This window comes from Acidimicrobiales bacterium (assembly GCA_040219515.1).
GTDB lineage: Bacteria > Actinomycetota > Acidimicrobiia > Acidimicrobiales > Aldehydirespiratoraceae > JAJRXC01.
This window is the reverse complement of the sequence record JAVJSI010000007.1, coordinates 227,295-251,709: the sequence shown is the minus strand read 5'-3', so window position 1 is coordinate 251,709 and position 24,415 is coordinate 227,295. Positions and strand designations below refer to the sequence as shown.

The window sequence follows — 24,415 nt, the reverse complement described above, 5'->3', positions numbered from 1 at the left end:
CCGTGCGGATCGTCACGTGGAACGTCAACTCGCTCAATGCCCGGCTGTCCCGCGTCGAGCGCTGGCTCCAGACCTTCGAGCCCGACGTCGTGTGTCTGCAGGAGACGAAGCTCGCCGACGATGCCTTCCCGGCCCTGGCTTTCCAGGCCCTCGGATACGACTCCTTCCACCACGGCGAGGGTCGCTGGAACGGTGTCGCCATCCTGAGTCGTGTCGGCATCGACGATCCGGTGGCCGGGTTCGGCGATGGCGAGGAACCCGATCCGGAGGCCCGTCTGGCCTGGGCGACCTGTGGTGGTGTGCGGGTGGCGTCGTGCTACGTGCCCAACGGCCGCTCGCTCGACCACGAGCACTATCAGTACAAACTCCGCTGGCTCGACCGGCTCCGAGGTGACCTCGACGGCCAGTGCCGGCCCACCGACGACATCGTCGTGTGCGGGGATTTCAACATCGCCCCCGAGGATCGCGACGTCTACGACCCGGCGAAGTTCCTCGATCAGACCCACACCAGCCCGGCCGAACGCGAGAAACTCGCCGCGCTGGTCGACTGGGGGTTGGTGGACGTGTTCCGCGAACACCACGACGATGCCGGGCTCTACTCCTGGTGGGACTATCGCGGCGGCAACTTCCACAAGAAGCTGGGCATGCGCATCGATCTGCTGCTCGCCAGTCGGAGTGTCGCCGACACGATCGACACCGCACTCGTGGATCGCAACGAGCGGAAGGGTCCGAAGGACGACCCGCCGAGCGACCATGCACCGGTCGTGATCGACGGTTCAGTCGACTGAGGCGCTGAGTTCGAGCAGTCGTGAGCCGAACCGGCGGGCCTTTCCCGGTCCCACGCCGGGGATGGCCGCGAGCTCGTCGACCGTGGTGGGGCGACTCTCGGCGATCCGGCGGATCGCGTCGTCGGACAGGACGGCCGCGGGAGCGATCCTGGCCCCGCGGGCAGCCTGTCCGCGCCAGTCCTCCAAGGACGCCAGCAGTGCAGTGGTGTTGTCGACGAGGTCGATGTCGGGGGTGTTGTCGACCCGCGCGCGTAGCTCGTCCACGCGGGGGGCGGTGACCGCGGGCGCAGCCTCGTCGGGATCCGCGAACGCGGCGAGCCACGGGGACGGGGGACGGGCGAGCAGTGTGTCGCCGACGGTGCGGTGGGTGCACCAGGTGACGTGGAGTTCCCGTTCGGCCCGGGTCGTGGCGACGTAGAGCAGACGTTGTTCCTCGTCGCGAGCGGCTCGGGTCCGGGCGAACGCGATGGGAACGAGCCCGTCCTCGAGTCCGACCAGATGCACGATCGGCCACTCGAGCCCCTTGGCCGCGTGGAAGGTGGCGAGCTCGACGGCATCGCCGACGACGCCGATCCGGTCGTCGGAGCGAAGCGACGTGACGAAATCGTCGACGCTCACGCCGGGCTCGAGCGCCAGGTGGTCGGTGGCGATCTGCAGGAACGCCTCCACCATGGCGGCACGTTCGGCGTCGAGGCCATGGTCGTCGCCCGTCGAACGCTCATCGGCCAGCGCGGCCGACAACGAGCCCGTCCTCGGCCAGCGATCGAGGAGGTCGATGATCTCGGGACGACGAAGGAGGGCGCCTTCGCCGCGGCTCCGGGTGGGGATCCCGGCGGCCTCGAGCGCGTTTCGCAGGGCCGGGAGCTGTGCATTGGTTCGCGCCAACACGGCTTGCTGACGCCAGCGCGCGCCGGGGCGATGTCGAGCGCGGACGGCCAGCGCGACCGCGGCCGGCTCCCCGTCGGGACCCACCGCCGTGAGTGTCGGTGGGTCGCCGCGGAACCTCGCGGCCGGCTGGGGTTCCTTCCCGAGAACCCGACCCGCCGCCGCGAGCACCTCTGGTGTCGATCGGAAATTCGTGCGCAGATGGACCACAGCGACGCCGGGAAGGTGCTGGCCGATGTCGTTGAGGAAGTCGGGCTCGGCCCCGTTCCATCCGTAGATCGCCTGGTCGGGATCGCCCACGACGACGAGGGTGGACTCGGGCCCGCGAAGGGACTGAAGAACCGCGAACTGGAGCGGGTTCACGTCCTGGAACTCGTCGACGAACAGATGGCGGTGCCGCCAGCGTTGCGCGTCGGCGAACGCGGTTTCGCGATGCATCGTCGCGTGACACAGTGCCAACACGTCATCGAAGTCGATCAGGCGCTGCTTGCGTTTCTGGTCCTGGTAGCCGGCATAGGCGCGGGCGACGAACTCGGCACTGCGAGGTGGACGACGCCGGGCGGCCGCGGCCGCCTCCCCATAGGACTCCGGGGTGATGAGCCGGGCCCGGGCCCAGCCGATCTCGGCATCGAGATCGGCAACGGTGGCGCGATCGATTCGGGGGTGAGCCTTGGCGAGGAGGGTCATGCGGCGCTCGAGCAGCGTCGGATGGCTCCGACCCGTGTGGTCCCAGAAGCGCCGCAGTATGGCGAGGGCGGCAGCGTGGAACGTGCCCGCGGCGACCTCCTCGCGTAGTCCGAGTCGGCGGGTCCGGCCGCGGAGCTCGGCTGCGGCCCGGCGGGTGAAGGTGAGGGCGAGCACCCGGCGGGGATCGATCCCCCCGTCGCCGGCGTGCCAGGCGATACGTCGCGTCAGCACCCGGGTCTTCCCTGATCCGGCGCCGGCGATGATACACAAGGGGTTGGCCGCAGTCAGGACCGCGTCGCGCTGCTCGTCGGTGAGACCAGCGAGGAGCGCGTCGGCGTCGTGCACGGGCCGACCCTAGCGACTCGATCGGTAGTGTCTGCCGGGTGGAGCCCGTGAGTACCCGTCGATTCGAACAGCTCGTCGGGGACGCACTCGACGCCCTCCCCGAGGAGCTCGGGCGGTTGATGGAGAACGTCGCGATCGTCGCCGAGGACCGTCACCCGACCGAGGACCTGCTCGGCTTGTACGAGGGGATTCCGTTGACGGAGCGCAACGACTACGGCGGACTCGTGATGCCCGACGTGATCTCGCTCTACCGCCTCGCGCTGTGCGAGATGTGCGTCGACGAGGCCGACCTCGTCGAGGAGATCGCGGTCACCGTGGTGCACGAGATCGCTCACCACTTCGGGATCGACGACGCGTCCCTCCACGCCTGGGGATGGGGATAGCTACGATCCCGTCATGCCCTTCCCGCGTCATCTCCTCACCGAGGACGAGGATCTCGTCCTCGACCTCCGTCCGCACTGGTGGTACCTGGCCCCCGCCGGCGCCCTCCTTGTCGTCGCCGTTCTCTTCGGCGTCGGAGCACTCATCGGGGACTGGTCCGACTGGTTGAAGACGCCCATCGGCATCTGGGTCCTAGGGTCGCTGGGCTGGTTCGGGCTGCGGTACCTCAACTGGACGACCACCAACTTCGTGGTCACGAACGAGCGGGTCATCTCGCGGGCCGGCGTGATATCGAAGCAGGGCAAGGAGATTCCGCTCGACCGCATCAACACCGTGTTCTTCAACCAGTCGGTGTTCGAACGGTTGATCCGCGCCGGGGACCTGGGGATCGAATCGGCGGGTGAGGGAGGCCGCCAGACGTTCACGGACATCCGCAGGCCCAACCTGGTGCAGAACGAGATCTACCGTCAGGTCGAGGGTCTCGAGGCGCGCAAGTACCAGCGCATGGGTCAGGCCGCGTCCGGGGGTGCGTCGCCTGAGTCGATCCCCGAGCAGATCGACAAGCTCGACCAGCTCCGGCGTCAGGGTGCGATCACCGAGGCGGAGTTCGACCAGAAGAAGCGTGAGCTCCTCGATCGCATGTGAGCCGGTGATGGAGGTCATCGACAAGACGTTCGCGTCGCTCGCCGCTGCGGAGTTCCACGATCTCGTCAAGCTGCGTGTCGACGTGTTCGTGGTCGAGCAGGCCTGCCCCTACCCGGAACTCGACGGTCGCGACGTCGAGCCCACGACCCGGCATGTCTGGACCGCCGACACCGTCGGGCCGTGTTCCTACCTGCGTGTCCTCGACGACGGCGAGGCACGCCGATTGGGTCGGATCGTGACCCGAGCCGACGTCCGTGGTGCGGGGATGGCCGGCGCCCTCCTCGACCACGTGCTCGCCACGACGGTCGGTCCCTGGGTGCTCGATGCGCAGGCCCATCTCGAAGGCTGGTACACGACGCGTGGATTCGTCGCGACCGGCCCCGAGTACCTCGAGGACGGAATCGCCCACGTTCCGATGCGTCTCGAGCGCTGAGGATCAGGCGGGGTCGACGGGCGAGACGCGGGCCGGATCGATGCGCAATCGGATCTCGGTTCCCACGCGGAGAGGCTCGGAGAGCCGAAACGTGAGCGGACCGCTGGCGGTGGCGAACGAAACCTCGTGGTGGTCACCGCGGAAGCGATCGTGGAGCACGGTGGCGGCGAGTGTCCCCGTCGGATCGACCGTCGCCGCGTCGGGACGGATCACCCGTCGCTGGTGCGGCTCGCCGACGATGTTCGTGTGGCCGAGGAAGCGGGCCACGATCTCGGTGCCGGGATCGGCGAAGAGTTCCTCGGGTGGTGCAGTCCGGAGAATCGCGCCGGCGGTCATGACCGCGATCCGGTCTGCGATCGCGAAGGCCTCGTCGTGATCGTGGGTGACGTACATCGCCGCGGTGCCGGTGCTCCGTAGAAGCTCGGGCAGTTCGGTGATCAATCGCTCCCGCAGGACGCGGTCGAGTGCACCCAGTGGCTCGTCGAGGAGCAGCAGGGTCGGGCGCGGCGCCAGCGAGCGGGCGAGCGCGACCCGCTGGGCCTCACCACCCGAGAGGGTCGAGACGTCTCGGCGCTCGAAGCCGGGCAGGCCCACGAGGTCGAGCATCTCGGCGATACGACGGGTTCGCTCGGCGGGAGGAATCGCGCTCATGCGAAGCCCGAACCCGATGTTGTGACCCACGTCCCTGTGCGGGAAGAGTGTGGGTTGTTGGAACATCATGCCGATCCCGCGTCGATGCGGAGGCCGGTCGGTGGCGTCGTCGCCGTCGATGCGCACCCGCCCGCGGGTCGGGGCCTGGAGTCCGGCCACGGTCCGCAGCATCGTCGACTTGCCGCAGCCGCTCGGGCCGAGGACGACGAGGATTTCGCCGTCGTCTATCCGCAGCGACACCTCGTCGACCGCGACCGTCCCGTCGAACTCGACGGTGACCGAATCGAGCTGCCACATCAGAACGTGCCCTCCGAGCCGCCCCGCACCGACTCGATGAGCAGGACGGACAGACCGACGACGATCATCACGATCACCGCCAACGCCATGGCCTGGCCTCGGAGGCGGTCGCCCGGCGTCGAGAGAAGTCGGAAGAGGGCAAGGGGAGCGGTGAGCGTCTCGGGTCGTCTCGGGATGAAGGATGTGGCACCGAACTCGCCGATCGACACCGCGAACGCGAATCCGGCACCGACGACCATGCCGCGACTCGCGATCGGCAGGTCGATCTCGCGGCGAACGCGGGCGGGCGATGCGCCGAGGAGCGCGGCAGCCTCGCGCAGCGTCGGGTCGATCCGGCGGAGCACGGGCACCATGGTCCGCACGACGAACGGGATGCCGACGAGGCTGTGGGCAACCGGGACGATCCACCATGACGTGCGGAGGTCGAGCGGCGGCTCGTCCAGGGCGAGGATCACACCGAAGCCGATGGTGACGGCGGAGGTGCCGAGGGGGAGGGTGAGGCCGAGATCGAACACGTGGCGCAGCGATCGGCGTCCGTGGACCACGACGAGGGCCGTCAGGGACCCGACCACGACGGCGACCAGGGTGGCCGTCACACCGAAGACCAACGAGTTTCGCAACGCGGTGAGCCCAGAGGCCGGAAGCTGCGGGACCCGGGTCGACAGGTCCCGATAGTGGCTCAGGCCGTAGCCGTCGCCGATGGCGAACGAGCGCTCGACCAGCACGCCGATCGGAAGCCCGAGCAACGCGGTGGCGACTGCGAGGTTCGCGACCCGTCCGATTCGGCTGATCCGCGCCGTCGGTCGGTTGGACACGGTGCTCGTCGCGGGTCGCCGCCGCTCGAGTGCAGTGGTCATCGCGACCAGGCCGAGCACTGCCACCAGCTGGACGACGGCGAGCGCCGCCGCGGTGGTGAGATCCGACCGGGTCACGGCGAAGCGGTAGATCTCGGTCTCGACCGTGGCCTGCCGGGGTCCGCCCAGCACGAGGATGACACCGAACGAGGTGAAGCAGAAGAGGTACACGATCGCCGCCGCCCCGGCCAGCGCCGGCCGGAGGCGGGGAAGGGTGACCTCGACGAACGTCCGGACCCGACCGGCGCCGAGAACGCGTGCCTGTTCCTCCGGTCGATGATCGAGCCCGGCCCAGAACGATCCGACGGTGCGGACGACCACCGCGTAGTTGAAGAAGACATGAGCGAGCAATATCGCCCACACGGTGTGGCGCAGCCGAACGGGACCGTCGTCGAGACCGAACGTCGTGAAGAGCTCGGTGAACGCACCGGCCACGACCACGGTCGGCAGCACGAACGGGATCGTCACCAGCGCCCGTAGCCGACGTTGGGTGCGCGGCGCAGCGCGGGCCATCGCCGCGGCACCGGGGAGAGCGACGACGAGGGTCAACAGGGTCGACGCGGCCGCTTGCCACACCGTGAACCACACGGCCGATCGGATCCGGCCCGACTCGTTGAGCCCGGTGAGCGCATCGAGACCCTCGCCACCGAGTCCGCGCCACACCACCGTCGTGACGGGATAGAAGAAGAACACCCCGATGAAGACGGCGGGGACGATCGCCGCGCCGGCGATCAGCCGAGAACGATCTCGACCCATCGCTGTGTCCAGTCGTCCCGATTCGCTTCGATCTCGGCGGGCTCGAGGGTGAGGGGGTTCGGAGCCAGTTGCGCATGTTCGGCGAACGCCGGGGGCAGCGTCGCGGTGTCGGCGACGGGGAAGACGAACATGTTCAGCGGAACGTCGTTCTGGAAGGTGGGGGTCAGGAGGAAGTCGATCAGGAGCTGTGACGCTTCGGGCTGGTCGCCACCGGCGAGCACCCCGGCGAATTCGATCTGCCGGAAGCACGAGTCGAGCAGCACGCCGGTCGGCGCGGTGTCGAGGTCCTCGTCGGCGTAGATGACCTCGGCGGCCGGACTCGACGCATACGAGACGACCATCGAGCGGTCGCCGCCCCCGGCCACGAACTGAGAGTTGTACGCCTCGTCCCACCCGGAGGTCACGCTGATCCCGTTGTCGCGCAGGTCGCTCCAGTACGCCTCCCAGTCGTCGGTGCCGGCGATGGTTGCCAACAAGAAGGCGAGTCCCGGGGAGGACGTCTCGGGGTTCTCCACCACGAGTTCGCCCGCCAGGCTCGGGTCGGTGAGGTCCTCGAGAGTGGTCGGAGCATCACCAGGGAGCGCCTCCGTCCAGTAGTTGACGCAGACGTCGCCGAAGTCGATCGGCGTCACCCGATGTTGCGCGTCGAGTTCGAACTCGTCGGGGACGGTGTCGAGATTGGGCGACTCGTACGGCTCGAAGATGTCGGCGTCGAGCGCTCGTTGCAGGAAGGTGTTGTCCACCCCGAACATGACGTCACCGAGCGGGTTGCCGGCGGTCAGGATCGACTCCGCGAGCATCTGGCCCGTGTCACCCGAACTCAGCAGTTCGACGGTGACGCGGCTCTGCTCGGTGAAGGTCTCGAGGACGCCCGGCGAGACCTGGAACGAGTCGTGGGTGATGAGCGTGATCGTGACGGGCTCCCCGTCGGTCGGGGCGGTATCGGTGTCGTCACCGCACGCGGCGACGAACAGCGCCACGGCGAGCAACAGGACGAAAATCAGTCGGGGTCGAGTCATGGTTCCTCCGCTGGCATTACCCAGATCAGGTTCAGGCGGGTCGCCGACGCACATGGTCGACCTCTCAGCCCGGCTGACCCGAGCTCCCCGATTCGATTGTGACGGCAGTCTAGACACGCGGGTCGGCCACTCGTCGAGAAGACATCGCCGAGAATGCACATGTCGCGCTCTCACGGAAGGGGGGCGCTCATTGCTAGCGTGGCCGGATGCAGGGACCGCCTCGAAGGAACGCCGAAGCATGACGCTCAATCCCCCGACCGAGCATCAGCTACTGGTTTTCTGGGTCGGGTTGCTCGTCATCCTCGTCACGGCTCGAGTCTTCGGTCTGATCATGCAGCGGTTGGGTCAGCCCTCCGTCGTCGGGGAGCTGGCGGCGGGTCTCGTCCTCGGACCGTCCCTGCTCGGTCGGGTTGCCCCCGACATCACCGACTGGCTCTTTCCCGCCGACGATGTCCAGACCGGGATGTTGTTCACGGTCGGCTGGCTCGGGGTCCTCCTCCTCCTGGTCGCCACGGGATTCGAAACGGATCTCGGCCTGATCGCCCGCCTCGGCAGAGCCGCGACCCTCGTCTCGACCGGGTCCCTGCTGGTCCCGGCAGTGGCGGGTGTCGCGGTGGGTTGGTTCATCCCGAGCGTGTTCGTCGGTGACGACACCGAGCGCTACATCTTCGCCCTGTTCATCGCCGCAGCACTGTCCATCTCATCGCTGCCGGTGATCGCCAAGATCCTCACCGAGATGGGGTTCATGCGACGGAACTTCGGCCAGCTCACGCTGGCCGCGGGTATGGCCAACGACGTCGTCGGATGGATACTCCTCGGTTTCATCGCCGGGCTCGCCCAGGCCGGCGGCGTGCAGCTCGACAAGCTCGCGTTCACCGTCATCGGCCTGCTCGCCTTCTTCGTGTTCGCGTTCACGGTCGGCCAGCGCCTCGTCGACACCTCACTCCGTCGGGTGCGGGCCAATGGCGACGATGCCCTCGCCGGGATGAGTGTCGTGCTGATCACTGCGCTCTCTTTCGGGGTGATCACCCAGTGGTTGCATGTGGAAGCGGTCCTCGGCGCATTCGTCGCCGGGGTGATTCTCGCCCGCTCGCGCTATTCGAACCACCGGCTCATTCGCCCACTCGAGATCATGACCTCGGCCATCTTCGCCCCGATCTTCTTCGCCACGGCCGGTCTGCGGGTCGATCTCGGCCTGCTCTCCGACGGCGAGACACTGCTCTGGGCCGGGATCGTCCTCCTGGCCGCGTCGCTGTCGAAGTTCGTCGGTTCGCTCATCGGTGCTCGGCTCTCGAACCTGCCGACTCGCGAGGGCGCGGCGCTCGGTATCGGGCTCAACGCCCGCGGCGCACTCGAGATCGTGATCGCCACCATCGGTCTCTCGTTGGGCGTGCTCAACGACCGCTCGTACACCGTGATCGTCCTGATGGCCATGATGACGTCGATGCTCGCGCCGCCGCTCCTTCGGCGGGTGCTGCGCAATTGGGACGGGACCCCGGAGGAACGCCGCCGGCTCGATCTCGAGACACAACTCGCCGCCAACACGGTCGTCACCGCAGGTCGGGTCCTGATACCGACCCGGGGCGGACTGCCGTCGTTGCTCGCCGCCCAGGTGACAGGACTGGCCTGGCCCAGCGGTGCCGCGGCCACGCTCTTCACCGTGGGTGACGACGTCCAGGTGGATCTCACCGCTCACACGAACGTGCTCGACGGGCGCACTTCTGAGCACACGGCTGTGCCGGGTTCTGAGGTCGCCCGGGCAATCGTCGACGAGTCGAAGCTCGGATACGACGCCATCGTGATCGGTGCAAACCACGTCGAGGGAGCAATGGTCACCCCGCTGATCGACGAGATCCTGCGAAAGGCGCCCATTCCCGTGGTCGTGGTGCGGGCGCCCCGACACGCCGGGGGCCGACTGCCGTGGGCCTTCGCCCGGGCGCTCGTGCCCGTCAACGGATCACGGTCCTCTCGCGCCGCGCAGGAGATCTCGTCCTACCTGAGCGGTCAGATCGGCACCCACGTCTATCAGCTCCACGTGTCGTCCGATCCGGCGGGGCGGCTCGAGACGATCCTCGGAGGCCGAGGCGTCCACTCGAACCGGGCCCGCAACATCCTCAACGACGCGTCCGGGCTCGCCGCCACCGCCGGAGCGAACGCAACGACCATCGTCGAGCAGGCGTCCGTTCCCGGTGAGCAGATCCTCGCGTCGGCCGAAGAGCTCGACACCGACCTCATCGTGATCTCCGGCACGACGCGCATCAACGCCAACGAGCTCTTCCTGGGACCGACCGTGCAGTACGTGATCGACAACGCGACCAGCTCTCTCATCGTCGCACTCACCCCTGAGGAGCGTCCGGCCCCGACCGACGGAGCCGATGCCTCGGACGGCGCCGCCGGCCTGCCGGAGAACATGCCCCCTCCCGACGAACAAGTACGCGCCTAGACACAAGAGCTTCCTCGATTCGGCGAACGCGGCGATCTGTGCTGTCCGGGCTCACTGAAGCAGCGGGGAAACAAGGATCTAGCCTCGCCGGATGACCGCCTTCCTCGCGCTTGCGTCCGCGCTGATCATCGGCGGGTCGGACTTCGGTGGGGGACTGGCGACTCGTCACGACTCGACCTTTCGGGTCACGGCGGTCGCGCAGATCTCCGGCGGTGTCATCGCGTTGGTGTTCGCACTGGCGGTCGGGGCCGAAGAGATCGGGTGTGCCGACGTCGTCGGCGGCGTGGTGGCCGGCCTTTCGGGGACGTTCTCGTTCGTCTGCTTCTATCGGGCACTGTCCCTGGGGGTGATGAGCGTGATCGCGCCGATGACCGCGGTGGTCGGCGCGAGTGTTCCCGCGATCGTCGGCTTCGCCCGCGGTGACGACCTCGCCGCGCCGACCGCGGTGGGTCTGGTGGTCGCCGTGTTGGCAATCGTCCTCGTCACCCGCGGGAGCAGCAGGCAGCGGGCCGGGGCGACGCCGAGACTCGCGATCGTGCTGGCCCTCACCGCCGGCCTCGGATTCGCGGTCTTCTTCATCGCCCTGGCGGAGACCCACGACGAGGCGGGCATGTGGCCGCTCGTGATTGCCCGGGTCGTGTCCATTCCCATCGTCGGCGTGGTGGCGTGGAGGGTGACCGGGAGAGTGGTGCCGGAGGTGCCCCTGGCCGCGCGGCTCGCGGTCATCACCGGTGTCACCGAGATGATCGCCAACGCGTTGCTGCTGGTCGCACTGCGGCGGGACGAGATCGCCATCGCCTCGGTGTTCGGATCGCTCTATCCGATCAGCACCGTCCTGCTTGCGTGGGTGTTCCTGCGAGAGCGGGTGTCACGATCGCAGTTGGTGGGCGTGGGGCTCGCCCTGGGTGCACTCGCGCTCGTCGCGATCTGATCGGGCATGCTTTCGGGATGCCGAGAGCGCACAACGACCACATCACGCTCGAGTACGAGACCTTCGGGTCGCCCGAGGATCCGACCCTCATCTGCCTGCCCGGCCTGGGCAACCAGCTGCTGCTGTTCTCCGAGGAGTTCTGCGAGTCGTTCGTGGGACGAGGGTTCCATGTCATTCGCATGGACAATCGCGACGCCGGCCTCTCGTCGACGACCGACGACGAGCATGCCTACACCTTGGCCGACATGGCCGATGACGTGATCGCAGTGCTCGATGCGGCCGGCGTGGACGATGCCGTCGTCCTCGGCGTGTCGCTCGGTGGGATGATCGCTCAGGCCACGGCCATCGGTCACCCCGGTCGGGTGCGAGCCCTCGTGTCCATCATGTCGACCACCGGCGAAGCCGATGTCGGCACGCCGAGCAGTGCCGCGCTGGCGGCCCTCACCCGGGAGCCCGCCGCAACGATCGAGGCCCAGATCGAACAGGACCTCGAGGCGCGCCTGATCTGGTCCAACCCCGAGTGGTTCGACGTCGAGCAGATGCGCGCCTACTTCGCCTCGTGTTACGAGCGTGCCTGGCTGCCGGACGGAACCGGGCGCCAGTTCGCCGCAGTCGTGCGCAGCGGTGATCGCTCGGCCGGCCTCGCCGGCCTGTCGATGCCCGCATTGGTGGTCCACGGCGAGAACGACACCCTGATCCACCCGTCGGGTGGGGAGCGCACCGCCGAACTGATTCCCGATGCCGAACTGCTCGTCATCGAGGGGATGTCCCACGACTTCGTGTATCAGGCGTGGCCGCCGATCATCGAGGCGGTGACCGCCCTCACCGCCCGCACGTTTGGTTAGGGTCCGCAGTCAACCCGCCGAGACGAAGGAGCGAGAATGGGGCCACTGGCAGGAGTGACGATCGTCGAGATCGCGGGGATCGGGCCGGGCCCGTTCTGCGCCATGATGCTCGCCGACATGGGTGCCGAAGTGATCCGGGTCGACCGGGCCGGTTCGGTGCGCGGTGGCGACCCTGCCGTGCCGCCCGGCGATGTGATGAACCGAGGTCGGCGCTCGATCGGTGTCGATCTCAAGTCGCCCGACGGCGTCGAGACCCTGCTTCGCCTCGTCGAGCAGGCCGACGGGCTCATCGAAGGCTTCCGCCCCGGCGTGGCCGAGCGGCTCGGCATCGGACCCGAGATCTGCCTCGCCCGCAACCCCGCGCTGGTCTACGGACGCATGACCGGCTGGGGGCAGGACGGACCCTACGCGCCGACCGCGGGCCACGACATCAACTACATCTCTCTGGCCGGCGCGCTCGAGCCGATCGGCCGCGCCGGTGAAGCCCCGGTCCCGCCCCTCAACCTGGTCGGCGATTTCGGCGGCGGTGGCATGTACCTCGCCTTCGGTCTCGTGTGCGCGATCCTCGAAGCGCGTGGTTCGGGGAAGGGCCAGGTGGTCGACGCGGCGATGGTCGACGGTGCTGCCTCGCTCATGACGTTCTTCCACGGGTTCCGGGCCATGGGCATCTGGAACGACGAACGCGGCACGAACATGCTCGACACCGGCGCCCACTACTACGACGTCTACGAGTGCAGCGACGGCAGGTACGTGTCGATCGGCTCGATCGAGCCCCAGTTCTATGCCGAGCTCCGCGAGAAGCTCGGCCTCGACGACCCGAAGTGGGACGCCCAGATGAGCCGGTCCGAATGGCCCGGCTTCAAAGAGGAGCTGTCGGCCATCTTCAAGACCAGGACCCGCGACGAGTGGTGTGAGTTGATCGAGGGCTCCGATGTCTGTTTCGCCCCGGTGCTCTCGATGGAGGAGGCGCCGAAGCATCCGCACAACGTCGCCCGCAACACATTCACCGAGATCGCCGGCGTCACGCAGCCGTCGCCGGCGCCCCGATTCAGCCGAACCGAGGCGACGATCGAACGTCCGCCGCCCCACGCCGGACAGCACACCGATGAGGTCCTCGAGCGGTTCGGCTTCACCGCGGCGGACATCGCCGGACTGCGCGACACCGGTGCCATCGCCTGAGATGGGCACCGCCGTCTTCTTCCACGCCCACCCCGACGACGAGTCGATCTCGACCGGCGGCACCATGGCGCTGGCCGCCGAGGCCGGCCATCGGGTCGTGCTCGTCTGCGCGACCGACGGCGCGGTGGGCGAGCCGGCCTCGGGTTCGGTGCCCGCGGGCTCGACGCTGGCCGAGGTGCGTCTCGAGGAGCTGAACGTCTCGGGTGCAATACTCGGCGTCGCTCGTGTCGAGTGGCTCGGCTACGGCGACAGCGGGATGGAGAACGAGTCGACCAACGACGACCCGGCATGCTTCTGGCAGGCCGATGTCGAGGTGGCGGCGACCCGTCTCGCGGAGATCCTGCGAGACGAGAGAGCCGACGTGCTCACCGTCTACGACTCCCACGGTGGCTACGGCCATCCCGATCACATCCAGGTGCATCGCGTGGGCCATCGGGCCGCCGAGTTGGCCGGCACACCCCGGGTCTTCGAGGCCACGATGAACCGCGACCACATGCGGGCGCTGGCCGAGTTCGCGTTCGCCGGCGCCGAGGACGACGACGAGATCGCAGCCCAGCGCGAGGAGATGCGCACCACCGAGATGGGTACCCCGGCATCCGAGATCAGCCATCGGATCGACGTGAGTACCGCGCTGGGCACCAAACGACAGTCGATGTCCGCTCATCGATCGCAGATCACCGAGGACTCGTTCTTCATGACGATGCCCGACGATGCGTTCGCGGCGGCGTTCGGCGCAGAGTGGTTCGTGGAGCGCGGCGCTGCACGCGTCGGTGAGCCCTTCGGGGACGATCTGTTCGCGACTTCTCCCTGACCACCGATTTCAGGCGAGACTCGGGACATGTCCCAGATCATCAAAATCAACGCCATCACCGTGCCCGGCGACCTCGGCGACGAGGTGGCCCGTCGCTTCGCCGCGCGCGCCGGTGCCGTCGACGGCATGGACGGGTTCGAGGGCTTCGAACTGCTGCGCCCGACCGACGACCGTGAGACCTGGCTCGTCGTCACCCGTTGGCGCGACGAGGACTCGTTTCACGCCTGGACCCGCTCGGACCAGTTCCGTGACGGACACCGCGAGGCGCTGTCCGCAGGCGAGGACGCGCCCGCTCCGTTGCCGATCAGCGCCGAGCTGTGGAGCTACGAGGTCGAACTGGGTCGCGAGAGCGAGTGATCCGCGACCTGCACGGCGCGTTCAGCTGGATGTTCATCCTGGCGAACGGTGCCGTGGGTCTCTGGGCGCTCGGCGCGCATGTCTGGCCCAAGCTGCGCCATCGAGCGGGCTGGATCGCGATCGTGCTCGCCCAGGTGATCGTGCTCGCCCAGGTGATCATCGGCGTCGTCCTCCAGGTCAACGAGGACATCGAGGGCGACCGGCATCAGCTGTACGGCTTCTCCGCGTTCGCCAGCGTCGGCATCATCTACGCCTACCGCAACGAGATGAAGGATCGGCCGTACCTGCTGTACGGGCTCGGCAGCCTGTGGATCATGGGCCTCGGCATTCGCGCCGCCCTGCTGTGATCAGACATTGTCTACTCAGACAGTGTCTACTCAGACATTGACGATCGGGCACAACAGCGTGCGTTCGACGCCGGAGATGGCCTGGACGGCGTGGACCACGATCTTGCCCAACTCGTCCATCGTGGCGGCCTGGGCTCGCGCGATGACGTCGTAGGGGCCCATCGCCACCTCGGCGGACACCACGAAGTCGAGCGCGGCGGTCGCGGTGGCGACGTCGACGGCGGTTCCGACGTCGGCCTGGATCAGGATGTAGGCGGAGACGCTCATGGCCCGACGTTACGCGTTCCGGCGTCGGCGTGCCGCAAAACGCCGGCCCGAGTCGGCCACGCTGCGTCGATCTCGGTAACGTGGGGGATCGTCCCACGACGAATAATACTTCCCTTGGAGAGAACCCATGAGCAGCGCCGCTGACGCCGCAGCCCAACTCGAGCACGCCTTTGGCCTCAAAGGCCCCGAACTGCGTTACGGCCTCAGCCAGGACGAGCTCTTCCGGGAGGCGATCGCCAACGATCGCGGTCGTGTGGAGCTCGGCGGTCCGAGTGATGCCCAGAAGGCGTTCCCGACCGCGCTGGGCGACAATGGCCCGCTCGTCTACTTCTCCGACCCCGAGTGCACCGGCCGTCCGGTGCAGGACACGTTCTGCGTCAACCGCGACAGCGTCACGGACTCGGTGTGGTGGAAGAACGGGTTCGCCAAGTTCGATCCCGTCCAGTTCGACGAGTTGCTTCCCCGGGTGATCGATCACCTCAATGGTCGCGACCAGCAGCTCTACGTCACCGACGTGTTCTGTGGCTGGGACACCACCTTCTCCGAGCCCTACCGCTTCGTCGGCGAGTACGCCACCCACGCCTATTTCTGCAACATCATGTTCCCCAAGAACGTGCGCGACGACGCCGACCGCGGCGAGGCCGGCTGGACGCTCATCAACGTCCCTTCGTTCACCTGCGACCCCGAGCGTGACGGCACCCGCAGCGGTCGTGCCGTGATCATCGACATCGAGCGTCGTGTCGGCCTCGTGCTCGGCGCCGCCGACTATTGCGGCGTGAACAAGAAGACGATGTTCACGATCATGAACTACGTCCTGCCGGCCAAGGGGCAGCTGTCGATGCACTGCTCGGCCAACGTCGGCAAGCGCGGCGACACGGCGATCCTGTTCGGCCTGTCGGGCACCGGCAAGACCACGCTGTCGGCCGATCCCGACCGTGAGCTGATCGGCGATGACGAGCACGTCTGGACCGACAAGGGCATCTCGAACTTCGAAGACGGCTGCTACGCCAAGCTCATCGACCTCGACAAGTCCAACGAGCCCGTGATCGCGGCGGCGATGTCGATGAAGGGGACGATGATCGAGAACGTGCCGGCGCTGCCCGGCAAGGCGATCGAGGACACCGACCCACAGGAGTTCGACCTCACCGACGGGTCGATCACCGAGAACACCCGGTTCGCCTACCCGCTGACCACCAACCCCAACGTGCGAGAGGGCGCCTCGGGCCCGCATCCCGAGACCATCGTGCTGCTCACCGCCGACGCGTTCGGCGTGCTGCCCCCGGTGTCGATCCTCGACAAGGAGGAGACCATGTACCACTTCGTCATGGGCTTCACCTCGAAGCTGGCCGGCACCGAGGTCGGCGTCACCGAGCCCGAGCCGTCGTTCTCGTCGTGCTTCGGCGCCGCCTTCATGTCGCAGAAGGCGTCGGTCTACGCCGAACTGTTGGCCAAGCGGATGGCCGAGAACGAGACCCGCTGCATCCTGCTCAACACCGGCTGGAGCGGTGGGCCCTACGGCAAGGGCGAGCGCATGTCGCTCAAGGCCACCCGGGCCCTGCTCAACGCGGCGCTCGAGGGCGAGTTCGACGATGTCGAACTCGAGGTGCAGCCGATCCTGGGCGTCAAGATGCCCACGACGTGCGCCGGTGTCGACGATGACATCCTCAACCCCCGCGACACCTGGGACGACCCCGAGGCCTACGACGACGCCGCGACCAAACTCCGTGACATGTTCCGCGCGAACTACGAAAAGCAGGGCTACGCCGATCTCGGCATCGCCGCCGCGATGTAGGAGCTGAGGCTCGGCGCAGTGGCGCAACGGTAGGGTCGACGGTCGATGCGGATCGGTCTCGTCTCCCTTTGGTTCAATCGCGGCCAGGCAACGGTGATGCGAACGATCCGGCAGGCACTCGACGAGCGCGGCCACGAGACGCACGTGCTCGCCCGACCGACGGAATCGACTTTCGAACGACCGTCGTTCATCGCGTCCGACTCGGTGTGGGCCCAGGATCGCGTGACCCATGCGAGCAATCACACCATCCCGCCCGCCGAGTATGTCGAGTGGGCAACGACCACCGGAATCGACTGCGCCATCGTCTTCCAGAACCTGGATACGGTCGGTCTCGCCGCGCTTCGATCGGCCGGCGTCGCGGTCATCGGGACCTTCATGTGGGAGGCGTTCGGCCCGAAGGAGCAGGCGGCGGTTGCCCCGGTCGTCGATCGGTACTTCGCGCTGAATCGACCCACGGCGAAGTGGTACCGCACGCTCGGTGTCGCCGACGTGCGCGACGTCCCCTACTGCGCGCTGCCGTCGCTGGCCGCCGCGGCGAGACCGAGGGACATCGCCGGTGGTGTGCGGTTCGTCTACCCCGGTGGCTACCTCAGGGCCAGAAAGTCGGTCGGACCGGTGGTCGAGGCCTTCGTTCGCGGCGCGCCCGACGACGCTCGCCTGACGGTCAAGGCCCAACGGCCGTTGCGAACAGGTGACCTCGTGATCGCCGACGACTCTCGTCAGCTGGCGCAGCGCTACGACCGGCATCCGGAGCCGATCGCGGACCTCGGCCCGGGCGACCCCCGGATCGATGTGGTCGTGGGCGACGAGGACGAAGCCGACTTTCTCGATCTACTCAGCCATCACGACGTCATCGTCGGTGTCAGTCGCTGGGAGGGACTCGGGCTGCATCTCTTCGAGGCGGAGGCGCTCGGGCTCGATCTCATGCTCAACCGGATGGAGCCCTACATCGACTTCGCGGCCGATCGTGATCACTGCTTCCTGGCCGATTCCCGGGTCATCGGAAAGCGACCATGCGGCATCGACGTGCACGAGCCCGATGTCGAATCGCTGGCCCGGCTCTTCGCGCTGGTCGGCGAGCGCCGCGGCCGGCCGCTGCCGGAAGACCATCTCGAGCGCCATGCCGAACGTTGGGACCGATTCGGGAACGCGGTCGATCGCCTGTGCGCGACCTGATCATCCAGGGAATGCGGCGGTCGGGTACGACGGTCCTCTTCGACGTCTTCGTCCGCGACCCGCGCTTCGAGACCTACTACGAGCCCTTGAACGACGTGCCGTCGAGCGCCGCGCTCGGTGGCGGCAGCGGTCTTCACCAGATCGATCTCTTCGCGGCAGTGCGAGGTGTTCGCGCCGGTCTCGCCGCGGCCCCCGGTGCCGTCGACGAATCCCTTCTCAACCACGGCGGCCCGGCGCGCCCCGAGGTGGAGTGCCGCGAGGACATGCCCGGGTTCGTCGAGGAGTACGTGAAACGGGTGTTGGGTGCGCCGGGCCCGAAGGTGACCAAGTTCGTGCGCATGGGCTCGAAGGTGCACACGCTGGCCCGGTTGGCACCGGAGTCGGTGCTCGCGTGGCCGGTGCGCGACCCGCGTGAAGTCGTCCGCTCCCACATTCTCGGACGCGGTGGCCGAACCTCTCATCGTTACCCCTCGGCCGATGCCGTCTTCACGGTTGCATCGACGCGCGACCCGTGGTCGGTGCGCCGCCTGAGTGAAGCGCTCATCGCCCGAGACCGGCTCGAGTTCGATGCTCCGCTGTCGGATGTGGAGCGGATCGTGCTGGTGTGGGCGGATGCCGTGAGAACGATGATGGTCGATGGGCCCGAGGGGTTCGGGGAACGGTCGCTGATGATGCGCCACGAGGATTTCTGCGCGGATCCGGCCGGGGTGCTCACCCGGCTATTCGAGGCGCTGGGTGGCTCACCCGACCCCGACACGGTTCGTTGGTGTCAGGAGGTCGTTCGTGAGCCCACGCCATGGGTCCACGCGACGGATGCGCGTTGGAGGACGGTCTTCGAACGCACCGGGGCGATGGATCTCGTCGTCGACCTCGGGTACTTCGATCCGTCGGGCTAGAGGTCGGGAGTCGACATGTCGATCTCGGAACCGAGGCGGAGCTGCGTGGCCCGGCCGTCGGTGTCGAGTTCGAACTTCACCCGCTGGCCCTGGCGCAGCATGCGAAAGACCGAGCCCTCGAGGGCGTTCTCGGCGAGGTCGACGTCGTTGAGGTCGGCTTCGTTGATCAGGACACCGTCGCCGGTTCCTGGGTCGTAGCTCTTGATCACACCCTGCATGGCTGGGAATGGTAACCGCGGGGACGTCACACGGGCGACGTCGGGCCGGTACGATCCGCTGTCGTGCCGAATGAGACCCTCGACGCCCGCTCGCTCCGCGCCCTCGTGGTGACGTTTCGCGACGCACTTCAGGCGCACCGCGAGTCGATCAACAATCTCAACGTCTACCCGGTGCCCGACGGCGACACCGGCACGAACATGTCGCTGACCCTGGTATCGGTGGTCGAGGAGCTCGACGAGCTACCCGAGGATGCCGACGTCGCTGCGGTCTGCACTGCGGTGTCGCACGGATCGCTCATGGGTGCTCGGGGGAACAGCGGTGTGATCATGTCGCAGATCCTGCGCGGTTTCGCCGGGGTGGTCGGCAGCGCCGAGGCCATCGACGGCGCGACGTTCGCCGCAGCCTGGACCGCTGCAGCCGAAGGGGCCTACGGCGCCGTCGGCAATCCGGTGGAGGGCACGATTCTCACCGTCGTGCGCGAATCGGCCGCCGCCGCAGCAGTAGTGGCGGACACCGGTGCCCCGCTCGTCGACGTGCTCGACGCCGCGAGGGCGGAGGGTGGCGCATCGCTCGAACGCACACCGACGCTGCTCCGGGTGCTCGCCGACGCGGGCGTGGTCGACGCCGGTGGTTCGGGTCTGCTCCTGTTCCTCGACGCGGCCCTCCACGTCATCGCCGATCGCCCCGTGCCCGAGCCCAGCGCGGTGGCTCCCCTGGCCGAGCCGGGCCGGCCGGCGGACGACGATCACGAACCCTCGATCGCCGACCTGCGCTACGAGGTGATGTTCCTGCTCGACGCGCCCGACACGTCGATCGACGGCTTCAAGTCGGCATGGGCCGAGGTGGGCGACTCGATCGTGGTGGTGGGAGGGGACGGCATCTTCAACTGCCACATCCACTGCGACGACATCGGCGCAGCCATCGAATGCGGCATCGCGGTCGGCCGACCCCACGAGATCCGCGTCACCGATCTGCTCGAGGAACTCGAGGAGCGCGAGTGGGTTCGGGCCGAGATGGGCGAGCCCGAGGTCGCCGCCGACCCGGTTCCCACCGCCGTCGTCGCCGTCGGCGTGGGCCAGGGCGTGGTGGCCATCCTGCGGTCGATGGGCGTGCACGCCGTCGTCGCCGGTGGACAGTCGATGAACCCCTCCACCGCCGAGCTCGTCGCCGCGGTCGAGTCGGTGCCGGCCCCCGAGGTCGTCATCCTCCCCAACAACAAGAACATCATCCCGGTCGCCGAGCAGGTCGACGCCCAGACCAGCCGCACGGTGCGCGTCGTTCCGACCAAGGGTGTGGCCGAGGCTCTGGCGTGCCTGATGTCCTACGACCCGCAGGAGAGTGCGGCCACCAACGCGTCGAACATGACGGCGGCGGCCGCGTCGGTCGTGGCCGGCGAGGTGACACAGGCGGTGCGGGAGTCGACCTCCGAGGTCGGCCCGATCGTCACCGGCGATTGGCTCGGCATCTGCCGTGACGGCATCCGGGCGGTCGAGGCCACGATGGTCGACGCAGCCACGTCGTTGCTGGCCCACATCCTGGACGACGACCACGAGCTGCTCACGATGATCGCGGGCGACGACGCCGATCACGATGCGACCGCGGCGATCGAGGCGTGGGTCGCCGAGCACCACCCCGAGGTCGAGGTCGAGGTGCACGACGGTGGTCAGCCCCTGTACCCGTACTACTTCGGGTTGGAGTAGCCGCCGGTGCCCGCCGGCGACCCGCCGCTGACGCTGCGGGACCTGGCCGCCATGCCGGTGAGTCGTCTCCGCGGCGTGGGCGAGAAGAAGGAGAAGTCGCTCGCAGCGGCCGACATCCACACGGTGCTCGACCTGCTCCAGCACTATCCGCGGCGCCATCTCGACCGCACCCGGGAGGCGAAGATCGCCGACCTCCGGAAGGGCGACGAGGCCACTGTCTTCGGTGAGGTCCGCACCAGCTCGACCCGTCAGCTGCGGGGCCGGAGGACTCTGACCGAGGTGGTCATCGGCGACGGCGGCCACCAGCTCACACTGACGTTCTTCAACCAGCGCTGGCGGGAGAAGCAGCTCCAACCGGGCATGACACTCATGGTCCACGGCAAGTGCGATTTCTTTCGCGGCAATCGACAGATGACCGGCCCGATCGTCGACCTGGTCGGCGATCAGACCGGTCGCATCATTCCCGTCTACCCACAGTCCGAGAAGTCGGGCCTGCTCACCCGTGACCTCCAGACGTTCATCGAGGAGGCGTTGAAGCGGGCCGAGGTGCGGGGGTTCGCAGACCCCCTGCCCAACACCGTCCTCGAACGCTTCGATTTCGTCACCCGTGACGCCGCGCTCAACGGCATCCACCATCCCGAATCGATGACCGAGAAGGACGAGGCGCGACGACGACTGGTTTTCGACGAGCTCCTTCGGGTCCAGCTCGAGCTGGTCCGGCGCAAGCGGCGGATCGAGCGTGAGACCGCGGGCCTGTCGCACTCGCTGACGGGTGAGCTCGTCGAGCGCTTCCACGAGCGGTTGCCGTTCCCGCTCACGGCTGCGCAGGAGCGGGCGATCGCCGAGATCGGGGCCGATCTGGCGCTCGCTCGGCCGATGCACCGGTTGCTGCAGGGCGACGTGGGATCGGGCAAGACGGTCGTGGCGGTGACCGCACTGCTCGCCGCGATCCAGGGAGGCCACCAGGGCGCGCTCATGGCACCGACCGAGGTGCTCGCCGAGCAACATCACCTGGGCGTGAGTTCCCTGCTCCGCGACCTGATGGTGCCCGACCCCACCACGCTGATGGGCGACCGACCGCTGCGGATCGAGCTGCTCACCAATCGGGTCGGGGCGGGCGACCGGCGGAAGATCCTCGCCGACCTCGTCACCGGCAAGGTCGACCTGGTCATCGGCACCCATGCGCTCATCCAGGACAAGGTCGAGTACGCATCCCTCGGGGTGGTCGTGATCGACGAGCAACACCGTTTCGGGGTCGAGCAGCGCGCTGCGTTGCGCGACAAGGGTGATGCGAACGCGGCGCCCGATGTGCTCGTGATGACGGCCACACCGATTCCCCGTACTGCGGCGATGACGGTCTACGGCGATCTCGACGTCAGTGAGCTCGATGAACTCCCACCGGGCCGTACTCCCATCGTCACGTCGTGGGCTCGCACCGACGACGATGTGGCGGCGGTGTGGGATGCCGTACGTGACGAGGTGGCCGCCGGTCGGCAGGCCTACGTCGTCTGCCCCTTGATCGGCGAGTCGGAGGCGCTCGATGTCAGCAGCGCCACCGAGACCTACGAGTCGCTCACCGGCGGCGAACTCCACGATCTGCGGGTTGCGCTGCTCCACGGCCAGATGCCCTCGGCCGAGAAGGGCGCGGTCATGGAGCGGTTCCGGGAGGGGGAGATCGACGTGCTCGTTGCGACGACCGTGATCGAGGTGGGCGTCGACGTTCCCAACGCCACCGCGATGGTGGTGCTCGACGCCGATCGATTCGGAATCGCCCAGCTGCACCAGCTCCGGGGTCGCGTCGGTCGCGGTCGTGACGCGAGCCGGTGTTTCCTCGTCGGCGATCCGACCACGAGCGACGGCGAGGCCCGTCTGGAGGCGCTCGTCGAGTCGACCAACGGCTTCCTGCTCGCCGAGGTCGACCTCCGACTCCGCGGTGAGGGCACGATCATGGGCGAGCGTCAGAAGGGGCGGAACGACCTGCGCCTCGCATCACTCGTCACCGACCGCGAGTGGGTGGGCGTGGCGCGCGAGGTCGCGACGCAGATCATCGACATCGACCCCGAGTTGGCCGAGCACCCCGAACTCGACGACGAGATCGCGTTGCTGCTCGGCGACGACGAGGCCGAGTTCCTGATGAAGGGCTGACCGCTCGCCGGCGGGTCAGTCGGGGCGAGGCGAGACCTCACGGCCTATCTCGCCGATGAGGTCACGGAGCGAGAAGCCGTCGGGGTCGAGTTCGGTCGCCCCGCGACGCACGACTGCGAAGCCTCGCTCCACCCGGATCTCCTCCACGATGCCGTCGGGATTCGCGGTGGCCAGCATGATGTCGATGATCAGGCGGCTCAGCGGGGATGCCGGGATGACACCCTTGTTCGTCTCGAGGAGCTCGTCGGCTCCCAGTTCGCCGGAGGCGAGGCTCTGGCGGATTCCGAAGGCGAGTTGGTGATCCCAGGACCAGTCCTCGATGACGTAGACCCCGTGGGGGCGAAGCAGCGGAAAGAGACAGTCGAAGGACGCAGCGGTGGGACCGAGAAGGTGCGAGGCGTCGTCGACGACCACGTCGAGCGGACCGTCGACCTCGGCGTCGATCGAGCGGCGAAGGGCCGGCGCGTCGGCTTGATCCACTCCCAGGTGGACGTGCACCGAGTCTCGGAGGGGATGGCCATCGAGGAACCGCTCGAGCGTCGTGAGCGGTCGTTCGTGCAGTTCGAAACCGACGAGCGACCGGGGCTGGAATGCCGAAGCGAGAAACGCTGTGGACCCGCCGTCCCAGAGCCCGAGTTCGACGACGTTCGCGCCCTGGAACTCCTCCGCGAGGCCGAGGTAGCGATCGAGCGTCCAGCGGGGCTTCTTCAGCGTGAACGCCCCCTCGATACCGCGTCGTCCTTCGATCGGACGGAGGTCGAACGTGTGGCCGTCGATCTCGATCAGTTCCTGTGTGGTCATGTCGGTCGTTCCTGCTCGATGTCGTCGGCGGTGATCTCGACGTCCCAACGATCGAGGCAGTCCCGGCAGCGATAGGCGACGATGTCGCCCGGTTCGAATCCCTCGTCGGGTTCGTAGGTGATACGGCCGCACTGCCCGCCGCAGTCCACACAGGTGATCGATTCGGGGACGCCCATGTGGGGACGGTACCGCGGACCCGCCAGACTGGCGGAATGCGCGTCGTAGCCGGATCCGCCCGAGGTCGCCGAATCCTCGTTCCCGACGGCGACGGCACGCGTCCCACGGCTGACCGCGTGCGCGAGGCGATGTTCAACTCGCTCTACTCGCTGGGCGTCCTCGACGATGTTCGGGTCATCGACGTCTTCGCCGGGTCGGGTGCACTCGGCCTCGAGGCGCTCTCTCGTGGGGCCGCGCACTGCACGTTCGTCGAGAACGATCGGCGGGCGCTCGACGCGCTCCGGACCAATCTGGACACCCTGGGCTTCCTGGACGCGGCCACGGTGGTGGCCGGCGACGGGCCGTCGGTGCTCCGCCAACAGGGCGACATCGATCTCGTGCTGCTCGATCCTCCCTACGCCTTCGATGCCTGGGACGAGCTGTTGGCCACGGTCGCCGAGCGCCTGCCCGAGGCGATGGTCGTCATCGAGTCCGACCGGGAGATCGACCTTCCCACCGGGTGGGAGACCCACCGAGCCCGCCGCTACGGGAGTACCGTGGTGACGCTCGCTTCCGCGGGTTCACCCTGACGCCACTAGGAGTGGAGAC

Annotated in this window: 25 protein-coding genes and 1 riboswitch; of the genes, 17 read left to right on the top strand and 8 right to left on the bottom strand. The window is 68.0% G+C overall.

All coding sequences use genetic code 11. The annotated features are described in order from the left end of the window. The first annotated feature begins 2 nt into the window (after window positions 1-2). Window positions 3-788: an exodeoxyribonuclease III gene (locus RIB98_05675; GenBank protein MEQ8840448.1), complete on the top strand. Its 786-nt coding sequence runs from the start codon at window positions 3-5 to the stop codon at window positions 786-788. Here RIB98_05675 and RIB98_05670 read toward each other — a convergent pair. Continuing rightward, complete coding sequence (locus RIB98_05670; GenBank protein ID MEQ8840447.1) at window positions 777-2,705, bottom strand: ATP-dependent DNA helicase UvrD2; 1,929 nt, start codon at window positions 2,703-2,705, stop codon at window positions 777-779. The two genes, RIB98_05675 and RIB98_05670, sit on opposite strands and share 12 nt — an antisense overlap. Before the next feature lie 38 nt (window positions 2,706-2,743). Here RIB98_05670 and RIB98_05665 point away from each other — a divergent pair, with 38 nt between their 5' ends. Genes RIB98_05665 through RIB98_05655 form a run of 3 tightly spaced genes read left to right on the top strand, consistent with a single transcriptional unit; the run spans window position 2,744 to window position 4,164 of the window. Then, window positions 2,744-3,088 (top strand): metallopeptidase family protein, encoded by a 345-nt coding sequence (locus RIB98_05665; protein MEQ8840446.1) that lies wholly within the window; start codon window positions 2,744-2,746, stop codon window positions 3,086-3,088. A 13-nt stretch (window positions 3,089-3,101) separates the two neighbouring features. Beyond that, on the top strand, window positions 3,102-3,731 hold the full coding sequence (locus RIB98_05660) for a PH domain-containing protein (protein ID MEQ8840445.1): 630 nt from the start codon (window positions 3,102-3,104) through the stop codon (window positions 3,729-3,731). Beyond that, window positions 3,709-4,164: a GNAT family N-acetyltransferase gene (locus RIB98_05655; GenBank protein ID MEQ8840444.1), complete on the top strand. Its 456-nt coding sequence runs from the start codon at window positions 3,709-3,711 to the stop codon at window positions 4,162-4,164. The genes RIB98_05660 and RIB98_05655 overlap by 23 nt, the downstream gene beginning before the upstream one ends. A 3-nt stretch (window positions 4,165-4,167) precedes the next feature. Here RIB98_05655 and RIB98_05650 read toward each other — a convergent pair whose 3' ends face one another. The 3 genes from RIB98_05650 to RIB98_05640 form a co-directional block, all read right to left on the bottom strand. Further along, window positions 4,168-5,112 carry an ABC transporter ATP-binding protein gene (locus tag RIB98_05650; protein ID MEQ8840443.1) on the bottom strand — a complete coding sequence of 315 codons (945 nt, stop codon included), beginning with the start codon at window positions 5,110-5,112 and terminating at the stop codon, window positions 4,168-4,170. Next, a complete protein-coding gene (locus RIB98_05645) occupies window positions 5,112-6,722 on the bottom strand; it encodes an iron ABC transporter permease (GenBank protein MEQ8840442.1) in 1,611 nt (536 codons plus the stop codon). Before RIB98_05645 ends, RIB98_05650 begins: the two co-directional genes overlap by 1 nt. Beyond that, window positions 6,698-7,741 carry a thiamine ABC transporter substrate-binding protein gene (locus RIB98_05640; GenBank protein MEQ8840441.1) on the bottom strand — a complete coding sequence of 348 codons (1,044 nt, stop codon included), beginning with the start codon at window positions 7,739-7,741 and terminating at the stop codon, window positions 6,698-6,700. Before RIB98_05640 ends, RIB98_05645 begins: the two co-directional genes overlap by 25 nt. Beyond that, window positions 7,727-7,841: riboswitch (TPP riboswitch) on the bottom strand. Its footprint overlaps the gene before it by 15 nt. Before the next feature lie 138 nt (window positions 7,842-7,979). Here RIB98_05640 and RIB98_05635 point away from each other — a divergent pair. From RIB98_05635 to RIB98_05605, 7 genes are all read left to right on the top strand, one after another. After that, the gene (locus RIB98_05635) at window positions 7,980-10,184 is read left to right on the top strand and encodes a cation:proton antiporter (protein MEQ8840440.1); all 2,205 of its coding nucleotides are present in this window, start codon (window positions 7,980-7,982) and stop codon (window positions 10,182-10,184) included. Window positions 10,185-10,275: 91 nt separating this feature from the next. Next, window positions 10,276-11,115 (top strand): EamA family transporter, encoded by an 840-nt coding sequence (locus RIB98_05630; protein MEQ8840439.1) that lies wholly within the window; start codon window positions 10,276-10,278, stop codon window positions 11,113-11,115. Window positions 11,116-11,132: 17 nt separating this feature from the next. Next, window positions 11,133-11,960, top strand: a complete 828-nt coding sequence (locus RIB98_05625) for an alpha/beta hydrolase (GenBank protein MEQ8840438.1) — start codon at window positions 11,133-11,135, stop codon at window positions 11,958-11,960. 36 nt (window positions 11,961-11,996) lie between these two features. After that, window positions 11,997-13,139, top strand: a complete 1,143-nt coding sequence (locus RIB98_05620; GenBank protein ID MEQ8840437.1) for a CaiB/BaiF CoA-transferase family protein — start codon at window positions 11,997-11,999, stop codon at window positions 13,137-13,139. A gap of 1 nt (window position 13,140) precedes the next feature. Beyond that, window positions 13,141-13,950 carry a PIG-L family deacetylase gene (locus RIB98_05615; protein ID MEQ8840436.1) on the top strand — a complete coding sequence of 270 codons (810 nt, stop codon included), beginning with the start codon at window positions 13,141-13,143 and terminating at the stop codon, window positions 13,948-13,950. A gap of 27 nt (window positions 13,951-13,977) precedes the next feature. Then, window positions 13,978-14,307, top strand: a complete 330-nt coding sequence (locus tag RIB98_05610) for an antibiotic biosynthesis monooxygenase (GenBank protein ID MEQ8840435.1) — start codon at window positions 13,978-13,980, stop codon at window positions 14,305-14,307. Further along, entirely contained in the window at window positions 14,304-14,654 is a 351-nt protein-coding gene (locus tag RIB98_05605; GenBank protein ID MEQ8840434.1) for a hypothetical protein, read from the top strand. The genes RIB98_05610 and RIB98_05605 overlap by 4 nt, the downstream gene beginning before the upstream one ends. Window positions 14,655-14,684: 30 nt before the next feature. Here the strand turns inward: RIB98_05605 and RIB98_05600 are convergent, their stop codons facing one another. After that, a complete protein-coding gene (locus tag RIB98_05600; GenBank protein MEQ8840433.1) occupies window positions 14,685-14,921 on the bottom strand; it encodes an Lrp/AsnC ligand binding domain-containing protein in 237 nt (78 codons plus the stop codon). 127 nt (window positions 14,922-15,048) lie between these two features. On the opposite strand from RIB98_05600, the gene RIB98_05595 reads away from it, so the two are divergent. Genes RIB98_05595 through RIB98_05585 form a run of 3 tightly spaced genes read left to right on the top strand, consistent with a single transcriptional unit; the run spans window position 15,049 to window position 18,785 of the window. Continuing rightward, window positions 15,049-16,713: a phosphoenolpyruvate carboxykinase (ATP) gene (locus tag RIB98_05595; GenBank protein MEQ8840432.1), complete on the top strand. Its 1,665-nt coding sequence runs from the start codon at window positions 15,049-15,051 to the stop codon at window positions 16,711-16,713. Window positions 16,714-16,758: 45 nt separating this feature from the next. Further along, complete coding sequence (locus tag RIB98_05590) at window positions 16,759-17,889, top strand: hypothetical protein (GenBank protein MEQ8840431.1); 1,131 nt, start codon at window positions 16,759-16,761, stop codon at window positions 17,887-17,889. Then, a complete protein-coding gene (locus RIB98_05585; protein ID MEQ8840430.1) occupies window positions 17,877-18,785 on the top strand; it encodes a sulfotransferase in 909 nt (302 codons plus the stop codon). Before RIB98_05590 ends, RIB98_05585 begins: the two co-directional genes overlap by 13 nt. On the opposite strand, the gene RIB98_05580 is transcribed toward RIB98_05585, so the two are convergent. Next, the gene (locus RIB98_05580; GenBank protein ID MEQ8840429.1) at window positions 18,782-19,003 is read right to left on the bottom strand and encodes a hypothetical protein; all 222 of its coding nucleotides are present in this window, start codon (window positions 19,001-19,003) and stop codon (window positions 18,782-18,784) included. The two genes, RIB98_05585 and RIB98_05580, sit on opposite strands and share 4 nt — an antisense overlap. A 63-nt stretch (window positions 19,004-19,066) precedes the next feature. Between RIB98_05580 and RIB98_05575 the strand changes: the two genes are divergently transcribed. After that, window positions 19,067-20,704, top strand: coding sequence for a DAK2 domain-containing protein (locus tag RIB98_05575; protein MEQ8840428.1), 1,638 nt, complete (start codon window positions 19,067-19,069; stop codon window positions 20,702-20,704). 6 nt (window positions 20,705-20,710) lie between these two features. Further along, window positions 20,711-22,849 carry an ATP-dependent DNA helicase RecG gene (recG, locus tag RIB98_05570; GenBank protein MEQ8840427.1) on the top strand — a complete coding sequence of 713 codons (2,139 nt, stop codon included), beginning with the start codon at window positions 20,711-20,713 and terminating at the stop codon, window positions 22,847-22,849. 15 nt (window positions 22,850-22,864) lie between these two features. Here recG and RIB98_05565 read toward each other — a convergent pair whose 3' ends face one another. Beyond that, window positions 22,865-23,650, bottom strand: a complete 786-nt coding sequence (locus RIB98_05565; GenBank protein ID MEQ8840426.1) for a class I SAM-dependent methyltransferase — start codon at window positions 23,648-23,650, stop codon at window positions 22,865-22,867. Then, a complete protein-coding gene (locus RIB98_05560) occupies window positions 23,647-23,826 on the bottom strand; it encodes a hypothetical protein (protein MEQ8840425.1) in 180 nt (59 codons plus the stop codon). Before RIB98_05560 ends, RIB98_05565 begins: the two co-directional genes overlap by 4 nt. On the opposite strand from RIB98_05560, the gene rsmD reads away from it, so the two are divergent. Beyond that, window positions 23,827-24,396 carry a 16S rRNA (guanine(966)-N(2))-methyltransferase RsmD gene (gene rsmD, locus RIB98_05555; protein MEQ8840424.1) on the top strand — a complete coding sequence of 190 codons (570 nt, stop codon included), beginning with the start codon at window positions 23,827-23,829 and terminating at the stop codon, window positions 24,394-24,396. Window positions 24,397-24,415 lie beyond the last annotated feature (19 nt).